At 71.7% G+C, this 20,996-nt stretch carries 17 protein-coding genes; 3 read left to right on the top strand and 14 right to left on the bottom strand.

Annotated elements, in window-relative coordinates:
* The first annotated feature begins 7 nt into the window (after window positions 1-7).
* Window positions 8-2,008 (top strand): CocE/NonD family hydrolase, encoded by a 2,001-nt coding sequence (locus ACIF6F_RS14215; RefSeq protein ID WP_399945881.1) that lies wholly within the window; start codon window positions 8-10, stop codon window positions 2,006-2,008.
* Window positions 2,009-2,255: 247 nt separating this feature from the next.
* On the opposite strand, the gene ACIF6F_RS14210 is transcribed toward ACIF6F_RS14215, so the two are convergent.
* Window positions 2,256-3,065, bottom strand: a complete 810-nt coding sequence (locus ACIF6F_RS14210) for an HAD-IIB family hydrolase (protein ID WP_399945878.1) — start codon at window positions 3,063-3,065, stop codon at window positions 2,256-2,258.
* Window positions 3,066-3,224: 159 nt separating this feature from the next.
* Between ACIF6F_RS14210 and fahA the strand changes: the two genes are divergently transcribed.
* Both fahA and ACIF6F_RS14200 read left to right on the top strand, forming a co-directional pair.
* Window positions 3,225-4,448, top strand: coding sequence for a fumarylacetoacetase (fahA, locus tag ACIF6F_RS14205; protein ID WP_399945876.1), 1,224 nt, complete (start codon window positions 3,225-3,227; stop codon window positions 4,446-4,448).
* Between the two features lie 157 nt (window positions 4,449-4,605).
* Window positions 4,606-5,193, top strand: a complete 588-nt coding sequence (locus tag ACIF6F_RS14200; protein ID WP_399945874.1) for a Uma2 family endonuclease — start codon at window positions 4,606-4,608, stop codon at window positions 5,191-5,193.
* A 64-nt stretch (window positions 5,194-5,257) separates the two neighbouring features.
* On the opposite strand, the gene nuoN is transcribed toward ACIF6F_RS14200, so the two are convergent.
* The 13 genes from nuoN to ACIF6F_RS14135 form a co-directional block, all read right to left on the bottom strand.
* Window positions 5,258-6,889: an NADH-quinone oxidoreductase subunit NuoN gene (nuoN, locus tag ACIF6F_RS14195; protein WP_399946515.1), complete on the bottom strand. Its 1,632-nt coding sequence runs from the start codon at window positions 6,887-6,889 to the stop codon at window positions 5,258-5,260.
* 11 nt (window positions 6,890-6,900) lie between these two features.
* Window positions 6,901-8,472, bottom strand: a complete 1,572-nt coding sequence (locus ACIF6F_RS14190; RefSeq protein WP_399945872.1) for an NADH-quinone oxidoreductase subunit M — start codon at window positions 8,470-8,472, stop codon at window positions 6,901-6,903.
* Between the two features lies 1 nt (window position 8,473).
* Window positions 8,474-10,414, bottom strand: coding sequence for an NADH-quinone oxidoreductase subunit L (gene nuoL / locus ACIF6F_RS14185; protein ID WP_399945869.1), 1,941 nt, complete (start codon window positions 10,412-10,414; stop codon window positions 8,474-8,476).
* A gap of 9 nt (window positions 10,415-10,423) precedes the next feature.
* A complete protein-coding gene (nuoK, locus tag ACIF6F_RS14180; RefSeq protein ID WP_045946785.1) occupies window positions 10,424-10,723 on the bottom strand; it encodes an NADH-quinone oxidoreductase subunit NuoK in 300 nt (99 codons plus the stop codon).
* Window positions 10,720-11,586 (bottom strand): NADH-quinone oxidoreductase subunit J, encoded by an 867-nt coding sequence (locus tag ACIF6F_RS14175; RefSeq protein ID WP_399945866.1) that lies wholly within the window; start codon window positions 11,584-11,586, stop codon window positions 10,720-10,722. Before ACIF6F_RS14175 ends, nuoK begins: the two co-directional genes overlap by 4 nt.
* Complete coding sequence (nuoI, locus tag ACIF6F_RS14170) at window positions 11,583-12,212, bottom strand: NADH-quinone oxidoreductase subunit NuoI (protein WP_399945863.1); 630 nt, start codon at window positions 12,210-12,212, stop codon at window positions 11,583-11,585. Before nuoI ends, ACIF6F_RS14175 begins: the two co-directional genes overlap by 4 nt.
* Window positions 12,205-13,599 (bottom strand): NADH-quinone oxidoreductase subunit NuoH, encoded by a 1,395-nt coding sequence (nuoH, locus tag ACIF6F_RS14165; protein ID WP_399945860.1) that lies wholly within the window; start codon window positions 13,597-13,599, stop codon window positions 12,205-12,207. The genes nuoI and nuoH overlap by 8 nt, the downstream gene beginning before the upstream one ends.
* Window positions 13,600-13,762: 163 nt before the next feature.
* Entirely contained in the window at window positions 13,763-16,270 is a 2,508-nt protein-coding gene (locus ACIF6F_RS14160; protein ID WP_399945858.1) for an NADH-quinone oxidoreductase subunit G, read from the bottom strand.
* Window positions 16,267-17,643, bottom strand: a complete 1,377-nt coding sequence (gene nuoF, locus ACIF6F_RS14155) for an NADH-quinone oxidoreductase subunit NuoF (RefSeq protein ID WP_399945855.1) — start codon at window positions 17,641-17,643, stop codon at window positions 16,267-16,269. Before nuoF ends, ACIF6F_RS14160 begins: the two co-directional genes overlap by 4 nt.
* Window positions 17,643-18,380, bottom strand: a complete 738-nt coding sequence (gene nuoE / locus ACIF6F_RS14150) for an NADH-quinone oxidoreductase subunit NuoE (RefSeq protein ID WP_399945853.1) — start codon at window positions 18,378-18,380, stop codon at window positions 17,643-17,645. The genes nuoF and nuoE overlap by 1 nt, the downstream gene beginning before the upstream one ends.
* On the bottom strand, window positions 18,377-19,702 hold the full coding sequence (locus tag ACIF6F_RS14145) for an NADH-quinone oxidoreductase subunit D (protein ID WP_399945850.1): 1,326 nt from the start codon (window positions 19,700-19,702) through the stop codon (window positions 18,377-18,379). The genes nuoE and ACIF6F_RS14145 overlap by 4 nt, the downstream gene beginning before the upstream one ends.
* Window positions 19,702-20,436 (bottom strand): NADH-quinone oxidoreductase subunit C, encoded by a 735-nt coding sequence (locus ACIF6F_RS14140; RefSeq protein ID WP_399945847.1) that lies wholly within the window; start codon window positions 20,434-20,436, stop codon window positions 19,702-19,704. Before ACIF6F_RS14140 ends, ACIF6F_RS14145 begins: the two co-directional genes overlap by 1 nt.
* Entirely contained in the window at window positions 20,433-20,987 is a 555-nt protein-coding gene (locus tag ACIF6F_RS14135; protein WP_365105674.1) for an NADH-quinone oxidoreductase subunit B family protein, read from the bottom strand. The genes ACIF6F_RS14140 and ACIF6F_RS14135 overlap by 4 nt, the downstream gene beginning before the upstream one ends.
* Between the last annotated feature and the right edge of the window lie 9 nt (window positions 20,988-20,996).

The raw sequence follows: 20,996 nt of genomic DNA, 5'->3' as shown, positions 1-20,996 counted from the left end.
GGACCGTGTGACCACCATCCGTACGGAGTTCCCCTACGAGACCACCCGCGAGGACGTCTGGATCCCGCTGCCGGACGGGACGCGGCTGTACGCGCGGATCTGGCGCCCGGTGACGGACGAGGCCGTGCCGGTGCTGCTGGAGTACCTGCCGTACCGGCTCACCGACTGGACCGCGCCCCGCGACTGGCAGCGCCACCCCTGGTACGCCGGCCACGGCTACGCGTCCGTCCGGGTGGACCTGCGCGGGCACGGCAACAGCGACGGCCGGCCGGGCGACGAGTACGACGCCCGCGAGCTGGCCGACGGGGTCGCGGTGGTGGAGTGGCTGGCCGCCCAGCCGTGGTGCACGGGCGCGGTCGGCATGTTCGGCATCTCCTGGGGCGGCTTCAACAGCCTGCAGATCGCGGCGCTGGCGCCCGAGGCGCTGAAGGCCGTGGTGACGGTCTGCTCCACCGACGACCGCTACGACAACGACGTCCACTACATGGGCGGCTCGGTGCTGGGCGTGGACATGCACGCCTGGGCGGCGACCATGCTGGCCTTCGCCGCCCGGCCGCCGGACCCGCTGTACGCGGGCGAGGGCTGGCGGGAGCGGTGGCTGGACCGGCTGGAGTCCCTGGAGCCGCTCGTCCACACGTGGCTGGCCCACCAGACGCGGGACGCGTACTGGCGGCACGGCAGCGTCTGCGAGGACTACGGGGCGGTGCGCGCCGCCGTGCTGGCGGTGGGCGGCTGGCACGACCCGTACCGCGACACGGTGCTGCGGCTCGTCTCGGCCCTGCCGGCCGACCGGGTGCGCGGGATCATCGGCCCCTGGTCGCACCAGTACCCGGACCGGGGGCTGCCGCCCGGCCCGGCGATCGGCTTCCTCCAGGAGACCCTGCGGTGGTGGGACCACTGGCTCAAGGGCGAGGACACCGGGGTGCTCGCCGAGCCGCTGCTGCGCTCCTGGATCAGCGACTCGCACCCGCCCGCGACCACGTACGAGCGGCTCGACGGCCGCTGGGTGGGCGACCCTGCCTGGCCCTCTCCGAACGTCGCGCCCGTGCGGTACGAGCTGCAGGGCGAGCCGGTGCAGGTGGCCTCGCCGCAGCACACGGGGCTGGACGCGGGGCGCTTCTTCCCCTTCGGCAACGTCTCGGACCTGCCGCCCGACCAGCGGGAGGAGGACGCGAAGTCGGCCTGCTTCGAGTTCGCGGTGGACGGGGGGCCGGTGGACGTGCTGGGGCGGCCGGTGGTCCGGCTCCGGCTGCGGATGGACGTACCGCACGGGCAGGTCGTCGCCCGGCTCTGCGACGTGGCCCCGGACGGCTCCTCCACGCTGGTGACGCGGGGCGCGCTGAACCTGGGCGCGCGGGAGGGCCGCGACCGGTCCGTGGACTGGCCCAAGGGCTCGGTGCAGTCGGTGGCCTTCGAGCTGAACGGCATCGGCCACAGCTTCCCGCCCGGCCACCGGATCCGGCTCGCGCTGTCGTCGGCGTACTGGCCGTGGATCTGGCCCCGGGCCGGGTCGGAGGCCGGGTGGACGCTGGACCCGGCGGGCAGCTCGCTGGACCTGCCGGTACGGGCGCGGACGCCGTCGGAGGGCGTGGCCTTCGAGGAGCCGGAGCAGGCGCCGCCGCTCGGTGTGACCTTCCCGGAGACGTTGGACGAGCCGCGGCCGGAGCGGGTGGTGGTGCGGGACGTGGCCGCGGGCGCGTGGCGCCTGGAGGTGGACCCGCGGTACGGGGGGAAGCGGGTGTACCCGGACGGCCTGGAGTTCGAGGAGGACGCGCTGGAGGTGTACGAGATCCAGGACGCGGACCCGCTGTCGGCCCGGGCGCGCTCCGAGTGGCGGATCCGGCTGCACCGGGCGGATGCCGGGTGGGACGTGCGGGTGTCGACGGTGTCGTCGACGGAGTGCGATGCGGAGGCGTTCGTCGTCCGGAACGAGGTCGTCTGCCGCGAGTCCGACGAAGTCGCCTTCCACCGCACGTGGGAACGCCGGATCCCGCGCACCGCCGGCTGACCCCGCCCCCGCCGGGCCGCCCCCGGGCGCCGCGCCGGTCCCGTGCCGGGCGCCGCGCCGGTCCCGTGCCGGGCGCCGCGCCGGGCGCCGCGCCTGTGCCGGGTGCGGGTCCCATGCCGGGTGCGGGCCCGCACCCGGCACACGCACCGCGCCCCCGGCAAGCAACCGCACCCGGCACACACACCGCGCCCCCGGCAACCAACGGCACCCGGCACGGGCCCGGCACGGGCCCCGCCCCCGCCTAGCGCTACGCGAAGAGGCGTTCCAGGACGACCGCGATGCCGTCCTCCTCGTTCGAGAGGGTGATCTCGTCGGCCACCGCGCGGAGTTCGGGGTGCGCGTTGGACATCGCCACGCCGTGCCCGGCCCAGGCGAACATCGGGATGTCGTTCGGCATGTCGCCGAAGGCGATCGTCGACGACGCCGGCAGCCCCAGCGCACCGGCCGCCAGCGCCAGCCCGCTCGCCTTCGTCACCCCCGGCGGCTGGAGTTCCACCGTGTGCTCCCCCGCCATCGTCACGTTCACCATGTGCCCGACCACGCCCCGCGCCACCCGCGTCAGTTCGTCGTCGTCCAGCCGCGGGTGCTGGAGCAGCACCTTCGTGATCGGCGAGGCCCACAGCGCCGCCCGCTGCGGGACCCGGACCACCGGGAGGTGCGGGCGGTGCCCCATCCGGTAGCCGGGGGCCATCACCATCTCCGCGTCCACGCCGTCCCGGTCGACGGCCGCGTACACCTCGCCGATTTCCGCCTCGATCTTGCCGAGGGCCACCTCCGCCAGCTCCCGGTCCAGCGTCACGGAGCTGAGCATCCGGCCCACCCCGGCGTCGTACAGCTGTGCTCCCTGCCCGCACACCGCGAGCCCCCCGTACCCCAGTCCGTCCAGGACGTGCCGCACCTGGGGGACGGGGCGCCCGGTGACCACGATGTGCTGGGCGCCGGCGGCGCGCGCCCGCGCGAGCGCCGCGTACGAGCGGGGTGAGATGGTGTCCCCGGCGCGCAGCAGCGTGCCGTCGAGGTCGGTGGCGATCAGGGCGTACGGAAGAGCCGAAGTCACGGCGTCAAGGATACGGATCAACACCGGGATCCTTATGGACAAGTCATATAAATAGCCCCCGAACCCGGCCTCCCGAACCGCCCGCCCCCCACGTAACGTGTGCTCCGCACTGTGTACGCCGGGACACCCCCGGACCGCGTGAAAGCGAGGCAGCACCCCATGCCCGAGCAGAGCCCCCTGGACCTCCCCGAGGGTGACCCTTTCGGTCCGCACAATCTGCCGTACGGCGTGTTCTCGACCGGTGACGAATCCACCCGGCGCATTGGAGTGCGCATCGGCGCGCACGTCCTCGACGCGGGCGCCGTCGCCGCCGCGCTCGGCTCCCCGCACGCCGCCCTGCTCGGCGCCCCCACGCTGAACCCGCTCCTCGCGGCCGGGCGCGCCACCTGGACCGCCGTGCGCGCCGCGCTCACCGAGTGGGTCACCGACCCGGCGCACCGCGCCGCGGTCGAGCCCCTGCTGTTCCCGCTGGACGCCGTCACGCTGCACCTGCCGTACGAGGTCGCCGACTACGTCGACTTCTACGCGAGCGAGCACCACGCCACCAACGTCGGCCGGATGTTCCGCCCCGACGGCGACGCGCTGACGCCCAACTGGAAGCACCTGCCCATCGGTTACCACGGCCGCTCGGGCACCCTCGTGGTCTCCGGCACCGACGTCGTGCGCCCCTCCGGCCAGCGCAAGGCCCCCGCCGACCCGGCGCCCGTCTTCGGCCCGAGCGTCAAGCTCGACATCGAGGCCGAGGTCGGCTTCGTCGTCGGCACCCCCTCCACGATGGGCGAGCCGGTCGCGCTGGCGGACTTCCGCGAGCACGTCTTCGGCCTCTTCCTGCTCAACGACTGGTCCGCGCGCGACATCCAGGCCTGGGAGTACGTGCCGCTCGGCCCGTTCCTCGGCAAGTCCTTCGCCACCTCCGTCTCGGCCTGGGTGACCCCGCTGGAGGCCCTCGACGCGGCCCGCGTGACGCCCCCGGCGCGCGACTTCCCGCTCCTGCCGTACCTGGACGACGCGGCCGTCGAGCCCGGCGGGTACGACCTGCGCATCACGGTGTCGATCAACGGCCAGGAGGTGGCCCACCCGCCGTTCGCCACCATGTACTGGACCGCCGCCCAGCAGCTGGCCCACATGACGGTCAACGGCGCCTCCCTGCGCACCGGCGACGTCTACGGCTCCGGCACCGTCAGCGGCCCCGAGGTGAACCAGCGCGGCTCGCTGCTGGAGCTGACCTGGAACGGCCGCGACGCGATCGAGCTGGCCGAGGGCAAGCGCACCTTCCTGGAGGACGGCGACACCGTCACCCTCACCGCCTGGGCCCCGGGCCCCGACGGCACCCGCATCGGCCTCGGCGAGGTCACCGGCACCATCACCCCGGCCGGCCGCTGACGCCTCCCCTTCCGGCCCGCCGCCCCGCGGGCCGGAAGGGGACTCCCCCGGCCGGGTCAACGCGCATATGCCATTCACACATGCGGGCGGCTCTCCTCCGTTCCCCGGCGATAGGCTGGTCGGACTCGCGAGACTGCGTCGCATGGGAGCACCACTGATGAGCGTCGATCCCGAGATCCACTGGCCGATCCCTCCCGAGGGTGGCTGGACCGCCGACGACCTGGACCGGCTTCCGAACCTGCCTCCGCACACGGAGCTGATCGACGGGAGTCTCGTCTTCGTGAGTCCGCAAACCCGGTTCCACCTGCGCGCGGTGCGCTTCTTCGAATACCAGCTCCTCTCGCTCGCGCCGGAGGGCTTCGAGGTTCTGCGCGAGTTCACCATCGACATCGACCGGCGCAACCGGCCCGAGCCCGACGTCATCGTCGTTCCCGACGATGACGACGAAGACCTCGATCAGGCGCGGCTGCCCGCCGCGTCGGTCCGGCTGGCGGTCGAGGTCGTCTCGCCCGAGTCCGTGGAGCGCGACCGCGAGGTCAAGCCCCTCAAGTACGCCCGCGCCGGTATCCCCCACTACTGGCGGGTGGAGAACGACGGGGGCCGCGCCGTCGTCTACGTGAACGAGCTCGAACCCGCCACCGGCGTCTACGTCTGCACGGGCATCTTCCGCGATCGGCTCAAGGTCTCGGTCCCCTTCCCCCTCGACCTGGACCTCACCACGGTCACCGCGCGCCGCCCGGAATAGCCGCGAGCACGCACGAGGGCCCGCTCCCCGAACGGGGAGCGGGCCCTTCGGCCGTACGGTCGGATCAGCGCACGAACACGCTCGCCTGGCTCGCCAGGTTCAGGAAGTACTGCGGCGCCAGGCCCAGGACCAGGGTGACCGCCACGCCCACCGCGATCGCCGACATCGTCAGCGGCGACGGCACGGCGACGGTCGGGCCGTCCGCCTTCGGCTCGCTGAAGAACATCAGGACGATCACCCGGATGTAGAAGAACGCCGCGATCGCGGACGAGATTACGCCGACCACGACCAGCGCCCCGGCCCCGCCCTCGGCCGCCGCCTTGAAGACGGCGAACTTGCCGGCGAAGCCGGAGGTCAGCGGGATGCCCGCGAAGGCCAGCAGGAACACCGCGAAGACCGCGGCGGCCAGCGGCGAACGACGGCCGAGGCCGGCCCACTTGGACAGGTGGGTGGCCTCCCCGCCCGCGTCGCGCACCAGCGTGACCACGGCGAAGGCGCCGATCGTCACGAAGGAGTACGCGCCCAGGTAGAAGAGGACCGAGGAGATGCCCGCCGGGGTGGTGGCGATGACACCGGCCAGGATGAAGCCCGCGTGCGCGATCGAGGAGTACGCCAGCAGGCGCTTCACGTCGGTCTGGGTGACCGCGATCACCGCACCGGCCAGCATCGTGACGATCGCGACGCCCCACATCACCGGGCGCCAGTCCCAGCGCAGGCCCGGCAGCACCACGTACAGCAGGCGCAGCAGCGCACCGAAGGCGGCGACCTTGGTGGCGGCGGCCATGAAGCCGGTCACCGGGGTCGGGGCGCCCTGGTACACGTCGGGGGTCCACATGTGGAACGGCACCGCGCCGACCTTGAAGAGCAGGCCCGTCAGGATCAGGGCGCCGCCGATCAGCAGCAGCGCGTCGTTGCCCATGGTGTCCGCGAGCGCCGGGTCGATGGTGACGGCGGTGCCGTCGACGACGTCGGCGATCCCGGCGTACGTGACCGTGCCGGCGTAGCCGTACATCAGGGCGATGCCGAACAGCAGGAACGCCGAGGAGAAGGCGCCCAGCAGGAAGTACTTCACCGCGGCCTCCTGCGACATCAGCCGCTGGCGGCGGGCGACGGCGCAGAGCAGGTACAGCGGCAGGGAGAAGACCTCCAGCGCGACGAACAGGGTCAGCAGGTCGTTCGCCGAGGGGAAGACCAGCATGCCCGCGATGGCGAAGAGGGCCAGCGGGAACACCTCGGAGGTGGTGAACCCGGCCTTGACCGCGGCCTTCTCGCTCTCGCTGCCCGGGACGGACGCCGCCTGGGCGGCGAAGGAGTCCACCTTGTTGCCGTGGGCGCGGGGGTCGAGCCGCCGCTCGGCGAAGGTGAACACGGCCACGATCGAGGCGAGCAGGATCGTGCCCTGGAGGAACAGGGCGGGACCGTCCACCGCGATGGCGCCCATGGCCGCGATGTGGGCCTTGGTGGTCCCGTACCCGGCGGCGGCCAGACCGACCACGGCCGCGAAGGCAGAGGCCAGGGCGGCGACCGCGAGGAACACCTGGGTGTAGTGGCGGAACCTGCGCGGTACGAAGGCCTCCACCAGGACGCCGACGATCGCGGCGCCGACCACGATCAGGGTCGGCGAGAGCTGTGCGTACTCGATGTGCGGGGCCGGGATCCGCTCGACGGGGTCGGCGGCGAGCGCCGCCAGGGCCATTACGGGTGCGCTCACTTGGCCGCCTCCACCTCGGGCTGGGGGTCCTTCTCGTGCACGTCGGACATGGTGTGACGGACGGCCGGGTTCACGATCTCGGTGAGCGGCTTCGGGTAGACGCCCAGGAAGATCAGCAGGGCGATCAGCGGGGCCACGACGAGCAGTTCGCGCACGCGCAGGTCCGGCATGGACCGGACCTCCTCCTTGACCGGTCCGGTCATGGTCCGCTGGTAGAGGACCAGCGTGTAGAGCGCGGCCAGCACGATGCCGACCGTGGCGATCACACCGACCACGGGGTACCGGGCGAAGGTGCCGACCAGTACCAGGAACTCGCTGACGAACGGCGCGAGGCCGGGCAGCGAGAGGGTGGCCAGGCCGCCGATCAGGAAGGTGCCGGCGAGCACCGGCGCCACCTTCTGCACACCGCCGTAGTCGGCGATGAGGCGGGAGCCGCGGCGCGAGATCAGGAAGCCGGCCACCAGCATCAGCGCCGCCGTCGACAGGCCGTGGTTGACCATGTAGAGGGTGGCGCCGGACTGGCCCTGGGAGGTCATCGCGAAGATGCCCAGGATGATGAAGCCGAAGTGCGAGATCGACGCGTAGGCGACCAGCCGCTTGATGTCCCGCTGGCCCACCGCGAGCAGCGCGCCGTAGACGATGCTGATCAGGGCGAGCACCAGGATCACCGGGGTGGCCCACTTGCTGGCCTCGGGGAAGAGGCCGAGGCAGAAGCGGAGCATCGCGAAGGTGCCGACCTTGTCGACCACCGCGGTGATCAGCACGGCGACCGGGGCGGTGGCCTCGCCCATCGCGTTGGGCAGCCAGGTGTGCAGCGGCCACAGCGGGGCCTTCACCGCGAAGGCGAAGAAGAAGCCGAGGAACAGCAGCCGCTCGGTGTTGGTCGCCATGTCGATCTTGCCCGCGGCGCGCAGGTCGGCGATCTCCGTGAGGGAGAAGGTGCCGGTGACCACGTACAGGCCGATCACCGCGGCCAGCATGATCAGGCCGCCGACCAGGTTGTAGAGCAGGAACTTGACCGCCGCGTACGAGCGCTGGGCGGCCGCGTTCTCGTCGGTACCGCTGTGGGCCCGGTCCCCGAAGCCGCCGATGAGGAAGTACATCGGGATCAGCATGGCTTCGAAGAAGATGTAGAAGAGGAAGACGTCGGTGGCCTCGAAGGAGATGATCACCATCGCCTCGACCATGAGGATCAGGGCGAAGAAGCCCTGGGTCGGCCGCCACCGGCTCGACGTGGTCTCCAGGGGGTCGGCGTCGTGCCAGCCGGCCGCGATCACGAACGGGACCAGCAGCGCGGTGAGTGCGATCAGCGCCACCCCGATGCCGTCGACGCCCAGTTGGTAGCTCACCCCGAAGTCCGGGATCCACTCGTGGGACTCCGTGAGCTGGTAGCGCGCGCCGCCCGGCTCGAAGCGGACCGCGACCAGCGCGGCCAGGACGAGCGTCGCCAGCGAGAAGAGCAGCGCGAGCCACTTGGCGGCGGTCCTGCGGGCGGCCGGTACGGCCGCCGTGAGGATCGCGCCGGCCGCGGGGAGCGCGGCCGTCGCCGTCAGAAGCGGGAAACTCATTTCACACCGCCCTCATCAGCAGGGTCGCGGCGATGAGTACCGCCGTCCCCCCGAACATCGAGACCGCGTAGGAGCGGGCGTAGCCGTTCTGGAGCCTGCGCAGCCGGCCCGAGAGACCGCCGACCGAGGCGGCCGTACCGTTGACGACCCCGTCGACCAGGCTGTGGTCGACGTACACCAGCGAGCGGGTGAGGTGCTCGCCGCCGCGGACCAGGACCACGTGGTTGAAGTCGTCCTGGAAGAGGTCGCGGCGGGCGGCGCGGGTCAGCAGCGAGCCGCGCGGGGCGGTCACCGGGACGGGCTTGCGGCCGTACATGGCCCAGGCGATCGCCACGCCGACGACGAGCATCGCCGTCGCGGCCAGGCTCACCGTCAGGGCGCTGACCGGCGGGTGTCCGTGCTCGTGCCCGGTGACGGGCTCCAGCCAGTTCACGAACCGGTCGCCGACCGCGAAGAAGGCGCCGGCGAAGACCGACCCGAAGGCCAGCACGATCATCGGGAGCGTCATGGACCTGGGCGACTCGTGCGGGTGGGGCAGCTCGCCGGCGTGGTGCTCGGCGGCCGGCTCCGCGCTCGGCACGGCGTCCGCGTCGGGCGCCGGCTGCCAGCGCTTCTCGCCGAAGAAGGTCAGCAGCATCACGCGGGTCATGTAGAACGCGGTGATTCCGGCGCCCAGCAGGGCGACCCCGCCGAGGATCCAGCCCTCGGTGCCGCCCTTGGCGAAGGCGGCCTCGATGATCCCGTCCTTGGAGAAGAAGCCGGACAGGCCGGGGAAGCCGATGATCGCGAGGTAGCCGAGGCCGAAGGTGACGAAGGTGACCGGCATGTACTTCCGCAGGGCGCCGTACTTGCGCATGTCGACCTCGTCGTTCATCCCGTGCATCACGGAACCGGCGCCGAGGAAGAGACCGGCCTTGAAGAAGCCGTGCGTCACCAGGTGCATGATCGCGAAGGCGTAGCCGACGGGACCCAGGCCCGCGGCCAGCACCATGTAGCCGATCTGCGACATGGTCGAGCCGGCCAGGGCCTTCTTGATGTCGTCCTTCGCGCAACCGACGACCGCACCGAAGAGCAGCGTGACCGCGCCGACCACGGCGGTGACCAGCTGCGCGTCGGGCGCGCCGTTGAAGATCGCGCCCGAGCGGACGATGAGGTAGACGCCCGCGGTCACCATGGTCGCGGCGTGGATGAGGGCGGAGACCGGGGTCGGGCCCTCCATCGCGTCGCCGAGCCAGGACTGCAGCGGGACCTGGGCGGACTTGCCGCAGGCCGCCAGCAGCAGCATCAGGCCGATGGCCGTCAGCGTGCCCTCGCTCGTCTCGCCCACCGAGCCGAGCACCGGCTTGAAGGCGAAGGTGCCGAAGGTGGTGAACATGACCATGATGGCGATGGACAGGCCCATGTCGCCGACCCGGTTGACCAGGAAGGCCTTCTTGGCGGCGGTCGCCGCGCTGGGCTTGTGCTGCCAGAAGCCGATGAGCAGGTACGAGGCGAGGCCGACGCCCTCCCACCCGACGTACAGCAGCAGGTAGTTGTCGGCGAGCACCAGCAGGAGCATCGCCGCCAGGAAGAGGTTGAGGTAGCCGAAGAAGCGGCGGCGGCGCTCGTCGTGCTCCATGTAGCCGATGGAGTAGACGTGGATGAGCGTGCCGACCCCGCTGATCAGCAGGACGAAGGTCATCGACAGCTGGTCGAGCTGGAAGGCGACGTCCGCCTGGAAGCCCTCGACGGGGATCCAGCGGTACAGGAACTGGGTCAGGGTGCGGTCGTCCGCCTCCCGGCCCAGCATGTCCGCGAACAGCACCGCGCCGACGACGAAGGACACGCCCGCCAGCAGGGTGCCCAGCCAGTGGCCGGTCCGGTCGAGGCGCCGGCCGCCGCAGAGCAGCACCGCCGCTCCGAGCAGGGGCGCCGCGACGAGCAGCGCAATCAGGTTCTCCACAGCGACCCCTTACAGCTTCATCAGGCTGGCGTCGTCGACCGAGGCCGAGTGGCGGGTACGGAAGAGCGACACGATGATCGCCAGGCCGACCACGACCTCCGCGGCGGCGACGACCATCGTGAAGAACGCGATGATCTGGCCGTCGAGGTTGCCGTGCATCCGCGAGAAGGCGACGAACGCGAGGTTGCAGGCGTTGAGCATCAGCTCCACGCACATGAACAGCACGATCGCGTTCCGCCGGATCAGCACCCCGGCCGCGCCGATGGTGAAGAGCAGGGCGGCGAGGTAGAGGTAGTTGACGGGGTTCACTTGGACGCCTCCTCACGGCCCGACCGGGGGCCGGGCGCGATGCCGGACTCCCGGCCCAGCCGGTCGGCCGACCGCTGCTCCAGCGCCTTCAGGTCCTCCAGGGCCTCCGTGGAGACGTCCCGGATCTGGCCGCGGGCGCGCAGGGTCTGGCTGACGGTCAGTTCGGACGGGGTGCCGTCCGGCAGCAGACCGGCGATGTCCACCGCGTTGTGCCGGGCGTACACGCCGGGCGCCGGCAGCGGCGGGACCTGCGTGCCCTCGCGTACGCGGCGCTCGGCCAGCTCGCGCTGGGTGGCGGCCCGCTCGGTGCGCTCCCGGTGGGTGAGGACCATCGCGCCGACGGCCGCCGTGATCAGCAGCGCGCCGGTGATCTCGAAGGCGAAGACGTACTTGGTGAAGATCAGCTCCGCGAGGGCCTCCACGTGCCCGCCGGAGTTGACCCGGCCGAGACCGTTGAAGGACTTCAGCGAGGCGTTCCCGATGCCCGCGATCAGCAGGATGCCGAAGCCGAGCCCGCAGGCGGCGGCGAGCCAGCGCTGCCCCTTGAGCGTCTCCTTCAGCGAGTCCGCCGCCGTGACGCCGACGAGCATGACCACGAAGAGGAAGAGCATCATGATCGCGCCGGTGTAGACGATGACCTGCACGACGCCCAGGAAGTACGCGCCGTTGGCCAGGTAGAACACCGCCAGGATGATCATCGTCCCGGCCAGCGACAGCGCGCTGTGCACGGCCTTCTTCATCAGTACGGTGGCCAGCGCACCGATCACCGCGACGGTGCCCAGCACCCAGAACTGCACGGCCTCGCCGGTCGACGTCAGCGACTCGGCGGCCATCGTGAGCCCGGCGGCGGCGGTGGCGCTCATCGGCCGACCACCTTCTCCGAGGCGGGCTCCGAGGGCCCGAAGTCGGAGGCGGCCTCCTGCGGGCCCTCCCCCTTCGACACGGCCGGCTGGCGCTCCGTACCCGGAGCCGCGCCCGTGACCAGACCGCGGTAGTAGTCCTGCTCGTCCGTGCCCGGGTACATCGCGTGCGGGGCCTCGACCATGTTCTCGGTCAGCCCGGCGAGCAGCTGCTCCTTGGTGTAGATGAGCGACTCGCGGCTCGCGTCGGCCAGTTCGAACTCGTTCGTCATGGTCAGCGCCCGGGTGGGGCACGCCTCGACGCACAGCCCGCACAGGATGCAGCGGGCGTAGTTGATCTGGTAGACGCGGCCGTACCGCTCACCCGGGGAGTAGCGCTCCTCCTCCGTGTTGTCCGCGCCCTCCACGTAGATCGCGTCGGCGGGACAGGCCCAGGCGCACAGCTCGCACCCGATGCACTTCTCCAGACCGTCCGGGTGGCGGTTGAGCTGGTGCCGCCCGTGGAAGCGCGGAGCGGTGGTCTTCTGCTGCTCCGGGTACTGCTCGGTGAGCCGCTTCTTGAACATGGCCTTGAAGGTCACGCCGAAGCCGGCCACCGGGTTCTGCCACTTCTCCTCGGATTCAGGCATTCTCAGCACCCTCCTCTCGGTCACTGTCGGAGTTGGATCCGCCGCTGACGATCAGCTCGCGCTCGTGCCGGGGGCGGCGGCGCGGTACCGGCGGAAGCGTCTGCCCCGGCTTGGGCGGTACGGGGAACCCGCCCGCCATCGCGTCGAAGGGCTCCTCCGCCGCGGCCTTCCCGGCCGCGGCGGCACCGGACTTCGCCTTGCGGTCGCGGAAGAGGTCGGCGACGAAGGACAGCAGGAGGATCGCCACCACCCCGCTGCCGACGTACAGCACGATGTCGCCGAAGTCGTAGTTCTCGTTGCGCAGCGCCCGCACGCTGGCGACCAGCATCAGCCAGACCACCGAGACCGGGATCAGCACCTTCCAGCCGAGCTTCATCAGCTGGTCGTAGCGGACGCGGGGCAGCGTGCCGCGGAGCCAGATGAAGAAGAACAGCAGCAGCTGGACCTTGATCACGAACCAGAGCAGCGGCCACCAGCCGTGGTTGGCGCCCTCCCAGAAGGAGCTGATCGGGTAAGGGGCCCGCCAGCCGCCCAGGAACAGGGTGACCGACACCGCCGAGACGGTGACCATGTTGACGTACTCGGCCAGCATGAACAGGGCGAACTTGATCGAGCTGTACTCGGTGTTGAAGCCGCCGACCAGGTCGCCCTCGGACTCCGGCATGTCGAAGGGGGCGCGGTTCGTCTCGCCGACCATCGTGACGACGTAGATGATGAAGGACACCGGCAGCAGCACGATGTACCAGCGGTCCGCCTGCGCCTCGACGATCGCCGAGGTCGACATCGACCCCGAGTACAGGAAGACCGAGGCGAAGGCCGCGCCCATCGCGATCTCGTACGAGATCATCTGCGCGCACGAGCGGAGACCGCCCAGCAGCGGGTACGTCGACCCGGAGGACCAGCCGGCCAGCACGATGCCGTAGATGCCGACCGAGGCCACCGCGAGGACGTACAGCATCGCGATCGGCAGGTCGGTCAGCTGCATCGTGGTGCGCTGGCCGAAGATGGAGACCTCGTTGCCGGCCGGGCCGAAGGGGATCACCGCGATGGCCATGAAGGCCGGGATCGCCGCGATGATCGGGGCCAGGACGTAGACCACCTTGTCGGCCCGCTTGACGATGACGTCTTCCTTCAGCATCAGCTTGACGCCGTCGGCGAGCGACTGGAGCAGGCCCCAGGGGCCGTGCCGGTTGGGGCCGATGCGCAGCTGCATCCAGGCGACGACCTTGCGCTCCCACACGATGGAGAAGAGCACGGTCACCATCAGGAAGGCGAAGCAGAACACCGCCTTGAGGGCGACCAGCCACCAGGGGTCGGTGCCGAAGAGGGAGAGGTCCTCGGCCGCGAGGACGTGCGGCTGCGCCGCGAACTGGGCGAGGTGTGTCACGCTCGCACCTCCCGTGCGGGGGCCGGGACCGTGCCCGGCCGGAGGACGTGGTTACGGGACTCCCGGGGCCACCGGCCCCGGGCTCCGAGGGGGACGGCGGAGAACGTGCCGGCCGACGGGGCGGAGGTGCTGCGGGCCCTTGCGGGCGACGGAGCGGAAGCGTTCACGCTCGGACCTCCGGCGTCGTGTCGCTGACCTCGGCCGCCGGAAGCGACGGGCCGATGCGGACCAGGTCGCCCGGCGCGGCACCGGCGTCCGAGAGGACTCCGCGGCCGGCCGAGTTCAGCGGGAGCCAGACCACGCGGTCCGGCATCTCGGTGACCAGCAGGGGCAGTTCGACGGTCCCGGCCGGGCCGGTGACGGACAGCAGGTCGCCGTCCTTCACACCGGTCTCGGCCGCCGTGGCCGCCGAGAGGCGGGCGTTCGCCGCGTGCCGGGTGCCGGCCAGCGCCTCGTCGCCCTCCTGGAGCCGGCCGAGGTCGAGCAGCAGCCGGTGGCCCGCCAGGACCGCCTCGCCGGCTGCCGGACGCGGCAGCGGCCTGGGGTCCGTGGACTGCTCGGCCGCCCGCTCGCCGGACCAGGTGCCGAGCCGGCTCAGCTCCCGGCGGGCCGCGGTCACGTCGGCCAGCCCGAGCCCGTACCCGGCCTCGTCGGCCAGCATGTGCAGCACCCGGGCGTCGCCCGGAGCCAGCCGGCGGGTCATCTGGTCCGGCTTCAGCGCGGCCTCGAACGGCCGCAGCCTGCCCTCCCAGTTGAGGAAGGCGCCCGCCTTCTCGGCCACCGCGGCCACCGGGAAGACCACGTCGGCCCGCTCGGTCACCTCGCTCGGCCGCAGCTCCAGCGAGACCACGAACGCCTCGGCCAGCGCCTCCCGGGCCCGCGCCGGGTCCGGCAGGTCCGCCACCTCGACGCCCGCGACCAGCAGCGCGCCCAGCTCACCGGTGGCGGCCGCCTCCAGGATCTGGCCGGTGTCCCGGCCGTACCGGTGCGGCAGCTCCTCCAGACCCCAGACCGCCGCGACCTCGTCGCGCGCCCGCGGGTCGGTCGCGGGCCGCGCGCCCGGCAGCAGCGACGGCAGGGCGCCGGCCTCGACCGCGCCCCGCTCGCCGGCCCGGCGCGGGATCCACACCAGCTCGGCACCGGTCGCGGCGGCCGCCCGTACCGCGGCGGTCAGCCCGCCGGGCACGGCCGCGAGCCGCTCGCCGACCACGATCACCGAGCCCGCCGCGCGCAGCGCCTCGGCCGCCGCGCCGCCGTCCTCCTCCAGGCCGGTACGGGAGGCCAGCGCGGCCAGCCACTCCGGCTCGGTGCCCGGCGCGGCCGGCAGCAGCGTGCCGCCCGCCTTGGCCAGGCCGCGGGTCGCGAACGGCGCCAGCGCGAAGGTCCGCTGCTTGCGCTTGCGCCAGGCCTTGCGCAGCCGCAGGAAGACTCCCGGCGCCTCCTCCTCGGACTCGATGCCCACCAGCAGCACCGCCGGTGCCTGCTCCAGCGCGGTGTACGTGACCCCCGTGCCGGACAGGTCCCGGCCGCGGCCCGCGACGGTGGCGGCCAGGAAGTCCGCCTCCTCCGCCGAGTGCACGCGCGCCCGGAAGTCGATGTCGTTGGTGTCGAGCACGACCCGCGCGAACTTGGCGTACGCGTAGGAGTCCTCGACCGTCAGCCGCCCGCCGGTCAGCACACCGGCCCGGCCCCGCGCGGCCGCCAGCCCGCGCGCCGCGGCCTCCAGCGCCTCGGGCCAGCTCGCCTCGCGCAGCACGCCCGCGTCGTCGCGCACCAGGGGCGTGGTCAGCCGGTCCGGACGCTGCGCGTACCGGAAGCCGAACCGCCCCTTGTCGCACACCCACTCCTCGTTGACCTCCGGGTCCTCGGCGGCCAGCCGGCGCAGGACCTTGCCGCGCCGGTGGTCGGTGCGGGTGGCGCAGCCGCCGGCGCAGTGCTCGCAGACGCTCGGCGAGGAGACCAGGTCGAAGGGGCGGGAGCGGAACCGGTACGCGGCCGAGGTCAGCGCGCCCACCGGGCAGATCTGGATGGTGTTGCCGGAGAAGTACGACTCGAACGGGTCGCCCTCGCCCGTGCCGACCTGCTGGAGCGCACCGCGCTCGACCAGCTCGATCATCGGGTCGCCGGCCACCTGGTTCGAGAACCGGGTGCACCGCGCGCACAGCACGCACCGCTCGCGGTCGAGCAGCACCTGCGTGGAGATCGGCACCGGCTTCTCGTAGGTCCGCTTCCGGCCCTCGAAGCGCGACTCGGCGTTGCCGTGGGACATCGCCTGGTTCTGCAGGGGGCACTCGCCGCCCTTGTCGCAGACCGGGCAGTCCAGCGGGTGGTTGATCAGCAGCAGCTCCATCACGCCGCGCTGCGCCTTGTCGGCCACGGGCGAGGTGAGCTGGGTCTTCACGACCATGCCGTCGGTGCAGGTGATGGTGCAGGAGGCCATGGGCTTGCGCTGGCCCTCCACCTCCACGATGCACTGGCGGCAGGCGCCGGCCGGGTCGAGCAGCGGGTGGTCGCAGAACCGCGGGATCTCGACGCCGATCTGCTCGGCGGCGCGGATCACGAGGGTGCCCTTGGGGACCGACAGCCGGACGCCGTCGATGGTCAGCGACACCAGGTCCTCGGGGGGCACCGCCGGTCCGCCGCCGGCCGGGGCGTTGCTGGTCACGGTCATGCGGTCACCTCCGTGTCGGCCCAGAGGGTCGACTTCGCCGGGTCGAAGGGGCAGCCCTTGCCCGTGATGTGCTGCTCGTACTCCGCGCGGAAGTACTTGAGCGAGGAGAAGATGGGGCTGGCGGCGCCATCGCCCAGCGCGCAGAAGGACTTGCCGTTGATGTTGTCGGCGATGTCGTTCAGCTTGTCGAGGTCGGACATCACGCCCTTGCCGGCCTCGATGTCGCGGAGCAGCTGCACCAGCCAGTACGTGCCTTCGCGGCAGGGCGTGCACTTGCCGCAGGACTCGTGGGCGTAGAACTCGGTCCACCGGGTGACGGCCCGCACCACGCAGGTGGTCTCGTCGAAGCACTGGAGGGCCTTGGTGCCGAGCATCGAGCCGGCGGCGCCCACGCCCTCGTAGTCGAGCGGGACGTCGAGGTGCTCGTCCGTGAACATCGGGGTGGAGGAGCCGCCCGGCGTCCAGAACTTCAGCCGGTGGCCGGGCCGCATGCCGCCGCTCATGTCGAGCAGCTGGCGCAGGGTGATGCCGAGGGGCGCCTCGAACTGGCCCGGGTTGGCCACGTGCCCGCTGAGCGAGTACAGCGTGAAGCCGGGGGACTTCTCGGTGCCCATCGACTTGAACCAGTCCTTGCCGCGGTTCAGGATCGCGGGAACCGAGGCGATGGACTCGACGTTGTTCACCACGGTGGGGCAGGCGTAGAGGCCCTCGACCGCGGGGAAGGGAGGACGCAGCCTGGGCTGGCCGCGACGCCCTTCGAGCGAGTCGAGCAGCGCGGTCTCCTCGCCGCAGATGTACGCGCCGGCGCCCGCGTGCACCGTGAGTTCGAGGTTCAGGCCGCTGCCGAGGACGTTCTCGCCCAGGTAGCCGGCCTCGTAGGCCTCGCGGACCGCCTCGTGCAGCCGGCGCAGGACGGGGACGACCTCGCCGCGCAGGTAGATGAAGGCGTGCTCGGAGCGGATCGCGTAGCAGGCGATCACGATGCCCTCGATGAGCGAGTGCGGGTTGGCGAAGAGCAGCGGGATGTCCTTGCAGGTGCCCGGCTCGGACTCGTCCGCGTTCACCACCAGGTAGTGCGGCTTGCCGTCGCCCTGCGGGATGAACTGCCACTTCATGCCGGTGGGGAAGCCGGCGCCGCCGCGGCCGCGCAGACCGGAGTCCTTGACGTACGCGATGAGGTCGTCGGGCGACATCGCGAGGGCCTTGCGCAGCCCCTCGTACCCGTCGTGCCGCCGGTAGGTCTCCAGCGTCCAGGAGCGGGGGTCGTCCCAGAAGGCGGAGAGCACCGGGGCGAGCAGCTTGTCCGGGCTGGTCCCGCCCCCGGCCTCCGGCTGGGAGGTGTCGCCCTGGCTTCCCTGGGTGGACACGGTCATCACTCCCCTCCCTCGGTCGTGGTCTCGCCGCGCGGGTGGACGATCGGCGTGTGCGGGGTCTCGCCGCGGGCGATCCGCAGGCCGACCAGGGAGGCGGGGCCGGCGCCGCCGCTCGCCTCGACCGCGCCCTCGCGCTCGTCGGGGAACCCGGCCAGGATCCGGGCGGTCTCCTTGTACGTGCAGAGCGGCGCGCCCCGGGTCGGCTCGACGGGGCGCCCGGCGCGCAGGTCGTCGACCAGGGCCTTGGCGGACTCGGGGGTCTGGTTGTCGAAGAACTCCCAGTTGACCATCACGACGGGCGCGAAGTCGCAGGCCGCGTTGCACTCGATGTGCTCCAGCGTGACCTTGCCGTCCTCGGTGGTCTCGTTGTTGCCGACGCCGAGGTGGCTCTTGAGCTCGTCGAAGATCGCGTCGCCGCCCATGACCGCGCACAGGGTGTTGGTGCAGACGCCGACCTGGTACTCGCCCGAGGGCTTGCGCCGGTACATCGTGTAGAAGGTGGCGACCGCGGTGACCTCGGCGGTGGTCAGGCCCAGCACCTCGGCGCAGAACCGGATGCCGGTGCGCGTGACGTGGCCCTCCTCCGACTGCACCAGGTGCAGCAGCGGCAGCAGCGCGGAGCGGCTGCCGGGGTAGCGGGCGATGACCTCCCGGGCGTCCGCCTCCAGCCGGGCGCGCACCTCGGCGGGGTAGTCGGGTGCCGGGAGCTGCGGCATGCCGAGCGAAACGTCTGTCATCGGTCGACGCCTCCCATCACGGGGTCGATGGAGGCGACGGCGACGATGACGTCGGCGACCTGGCCGCCCTCGCACATCGCTGCCATGGCCTGCAGGTTGGTGAAGGACGGGTCGCGGAAGTGGACCCGGTAGGGGCGGGTGCCGCCGTCGGAGACCACGTGTACGCCGAGCTCGCCCTTGGGGGACTCGACGGCGGCGTAGGCCTGGCCGGGCGGGACCCGGAAGCCCTCGGTCACCAGCTTGAAGTGGTGGATGAGGGCCTCCATGGAGGTGCCCATGATGTTCTTGATGTGGTCGAGCGAGTTGCCGAGGCCGTCGGGGCCCATGGCGAGCTGCGCCGGCCAGGCGATCTTCTTGTCGGCGACCATGACCGGGCCGGGCTCCAGGCGGTCGAGGCACTGCTCGACGATGCGCAGGGACTGGCGCATCTCCTCCAGCCGGACCAGGAACCGCCCGTAGGAGTCGCAGGTCTCGGTGGTCGGCACGTCGAACTCGTAGTTCTCGTAGCCGCAGTAGGGGTCGGTCTTGCGCAGGTCGTGCGGCAGGCCGGCGGAGCGCAGGATCGGGCCGGTGGCGCCGAGCGCCATGCAGCCGGCCAGGTCGAGGTAGCCGACGTCCTGCATGCGGGCCTTGAAGATCGGGTTGCCGGTGGCGAGCTTGTCGTACTCCGGCAGGTTCTTCTTGAAGGTCTTCACGAAGTCGCGGAGCTGGTCGACGGCGCCCGGGGGCAGGTCCTGGGCGAGGCCGCCGGGGCGGACGAACGCGTGGTTCATGCGCAGGCCGGTGATCAGCTCGAAGATGTCGAGGATCAGCTCGCGGTCCCGGAAGCCGTAGATCATGATCGTCGTGGCGCCGAGCTCCATGCCGCCGGTGGCGATGCACACCAGGTGGGAGGAGATCCGGTTGAGCTCCATCAGCAGGACGCGGATGACGGAGGCGCGGTCCGGGACCTGCTCGGTGATGCCGAGGAGCTTTTCGACACCGAGGCAGTACGCCGTCTCGTTGAAGAACGGCGTCAGGTAGTCCATGCGCGTCACGAACGTGGTGCCCTGCGTCCAGTTCCGGAATTCGAGGTTCTTCTCGATGCCGGTGTGCAGGTAACCGATTCCGCAGCGGGCCTCGGTGACGGTCTCGCCCTCGATCTCCAGGATCAGGCGGAGCACGCCGTGAGTGGAGGGGTGCTGCGGTCCCATGTTGACGACGATGCGCTCGTCGTCGGCCCTGGCCGCGGACTGGACGATCTCGTCCCAGTCCCCGCCGGTGACCGTGTAGACGGTGCCCTCGGTGGTCTCGCGGGACGCGGAGTGGTTGGCGGTAGACATCAGCTGTACGACCTCCGCTGGTCCGGAGCCGGGATCTGGGCGCCCTTGTACTCGACGGCGATGCCGCCGAGGGGGTAGTCCTTGCGCTGCGGGAAGCCCTGCCAGTCGTCCGGCATCATGATCCGGGTGAGGGCCGGGTGGCCGTCGAAGACGAGCCCGAAGAAGTCGTAGGCCTCGCGCTCGTGCCAGTCGTTGGTCGGGTAGACCGCGACGAGCGAGGGGACGTGCGGGTCGGCGTCGGGGGCCGAGACCTCCAGCCGGAGCAGCCGGCCGTGGGTGAGCGAGCGCAGGTGGTAGACGGCGTGCAGCTCGCGTCCCTTGTCGTGCGGGTAGTGGACGCCGGAGACGCCCGTACACAGCTCGAAGCGCAGGGCGGGGTCGTCGCGCAGGGTGCGGGCCACCTGGACGAGGTGCTCGCGCGCGATGTGGAAGGTCAGCTCGCCGCGGTCCACGACGGTCTTCTCGATGGCGTTGTCCGGGAGCAGGTCCTGCTCCTCCAGGGCGCCCTCCAGTTCGTCGGCGACCTCGTCGAACCAGCCGCCGTACGGGCGGGTGGCCGGGCCGGGCAGCCGTACGGAGCGCACGAGCCCGCCGTAGCCGGTGGTGTCGCCGCCGTTGCGGGCGCCGAACATCCCGTGCTGGACGCGGATCTCCTCGCCGTGGTCGCCGCGCTGGCCGGGCAGGTTCTGCGCGGAGATGTCCTTGTCGGGATTGGGTTCGCGGGTCTCGCTCACCGGAGCAGCCCCTTCATCTCGATGGTGGGGAGCGCCTTGAGGGCCGCCTCCTCCGCCTCGCGGGCCGCTTCCTCTCGGTTCACACCGAGCTTGGAAGTCTGGATCTTCTGGTGGAGCTTGAGGATGGCGTCCATCAGCATCTCGGGCCGGGGCGGGCAGCCGGGCAGGTAGATGTCGACCGGGACGATGTGGTCGACGCCCTGGACGATCGCGTAGTTGTTGAACATGCCGCCGGACGAGGCGCAGACGCCCATGGAGATGACCCACTTCGGGGCCGGCATCTGGTCGTAGACCTGGCGCAGCACCGGCGCCATCTTCTGGCTCACCCGGCCGGCCACGATCATCAGGTCGGCCTGGCGCGGGGAGCCGCGGAAGACCTCCATGCCGAAGCGGGCGAGGTCGTAGCGGCCCGCGCCCGTGGTCATCATCTCGATGGCGCAGCAGGCCAGGCCGAAGGTCGCCGGGAAGACGGAGGCCTTGCGCACCCAGCCGGCGGCCTGCTCGACGGTGGTCAGCAGGAAGCCGCTCGGCAGCTTCTCTTCGAGTCCCATGTGTGTGCC

It is taken from the genome of Streptomyces sp. NPDC086023, from assembly GCF_044540325.1.
Taxonomy (GTDB): Bacteria; Actinomycetota; Actinomycetes; order Streptomycetales; family Streptomycetaceae; genus Streptomyces.
The sequence above is the reverse complement of the archived record's forward strand: the minus strand, read 5'-3'. Positions and strand labels throughout refer to the sequence as shown.

Excerpts from the sequence above, each read along its gene's own strand:
- ACIF6F_RS14190 (WP_399945872.1), bottom strand. The coding sequence starts at position 8,472 with ATGAGTTTCCCGCTTCTGACGGCGACGGCCGCGCTCCCCGCGGCCGGC.
- ACIF6F_RS14135 (WP_365105674.1), bottom strand. The coding sequence starts at position 20,987 with ATGGGACTCGAAGAGAAGCTGCCGAGCGGCTTCCTGCTGACCACCGTC.
- ACIF6F_RS14175 (WP_399945866.1), bottom strand. The coding sequence starts at position 11,586 with ATGAGCGCCACCGCCGCCGCCGGGCTCACGATGGCCGCCGAGTCGCTG.
- nuoI (WP_399945863.1), bottom strand. The coding sequence starts at position 12,212 with ATGCCTGAATCCGAGGAGAAGTGGCAGAACCCGGTGGCCGGCTTCGGC.
- nuoN (WP_399946515.1), bottom strand. The coding sequence starts at position 6,889 with ATGGCCCTGGCGGCGCTCGCCGCCGACCCCGTCGAGCGGATCCCGGCC.
- ACIF6F_RS14145 (WP_399945850.1), bottom strand. The coding sequence starts at position 19,702 with ATGTCTACCGCCAACCACTCCGCGTCCCGCGAGACCACCGAGGGCACC.
- nuoF (WP_399945855.1), bottom strand. The coding sequence starts at position 17,643 with ATGACCGTGTCCACCCAGGGAAGCCAGGGCGACACCTCCCAGCCGGAG.
- nuoE (WP_399945853.1), bottom strand. The coding sequence starts at position 18,380 with ATGACAGACGTTTCGCTCGGCATGCCGCAGCTCCCGGCACCCGACTAC.
- fahA (WP_399945876.1), top strand. The coding sequence starts at position 3,225 with ATGCCCGAGCAGAGCCCCCTGGACCTCCCCGAGGGTGACCCTTTCGGT.
- ACIF6F_RS14160 (WP_399945858.1), bottom strand. The coding sequence starts at position 16,270 with ATGACCGTGACCAGCAACGCCCCGGCCGGCGGCGGACCGGCGGTGCCC.
- ACIF6F_RS14200 (WP_399945874.1), top strand. The coding sequence starts at position 4,606 with ATGAGCGTCGATCCCGAGATCCACTGGCCGATCCCTCCCGAGGGTGGC.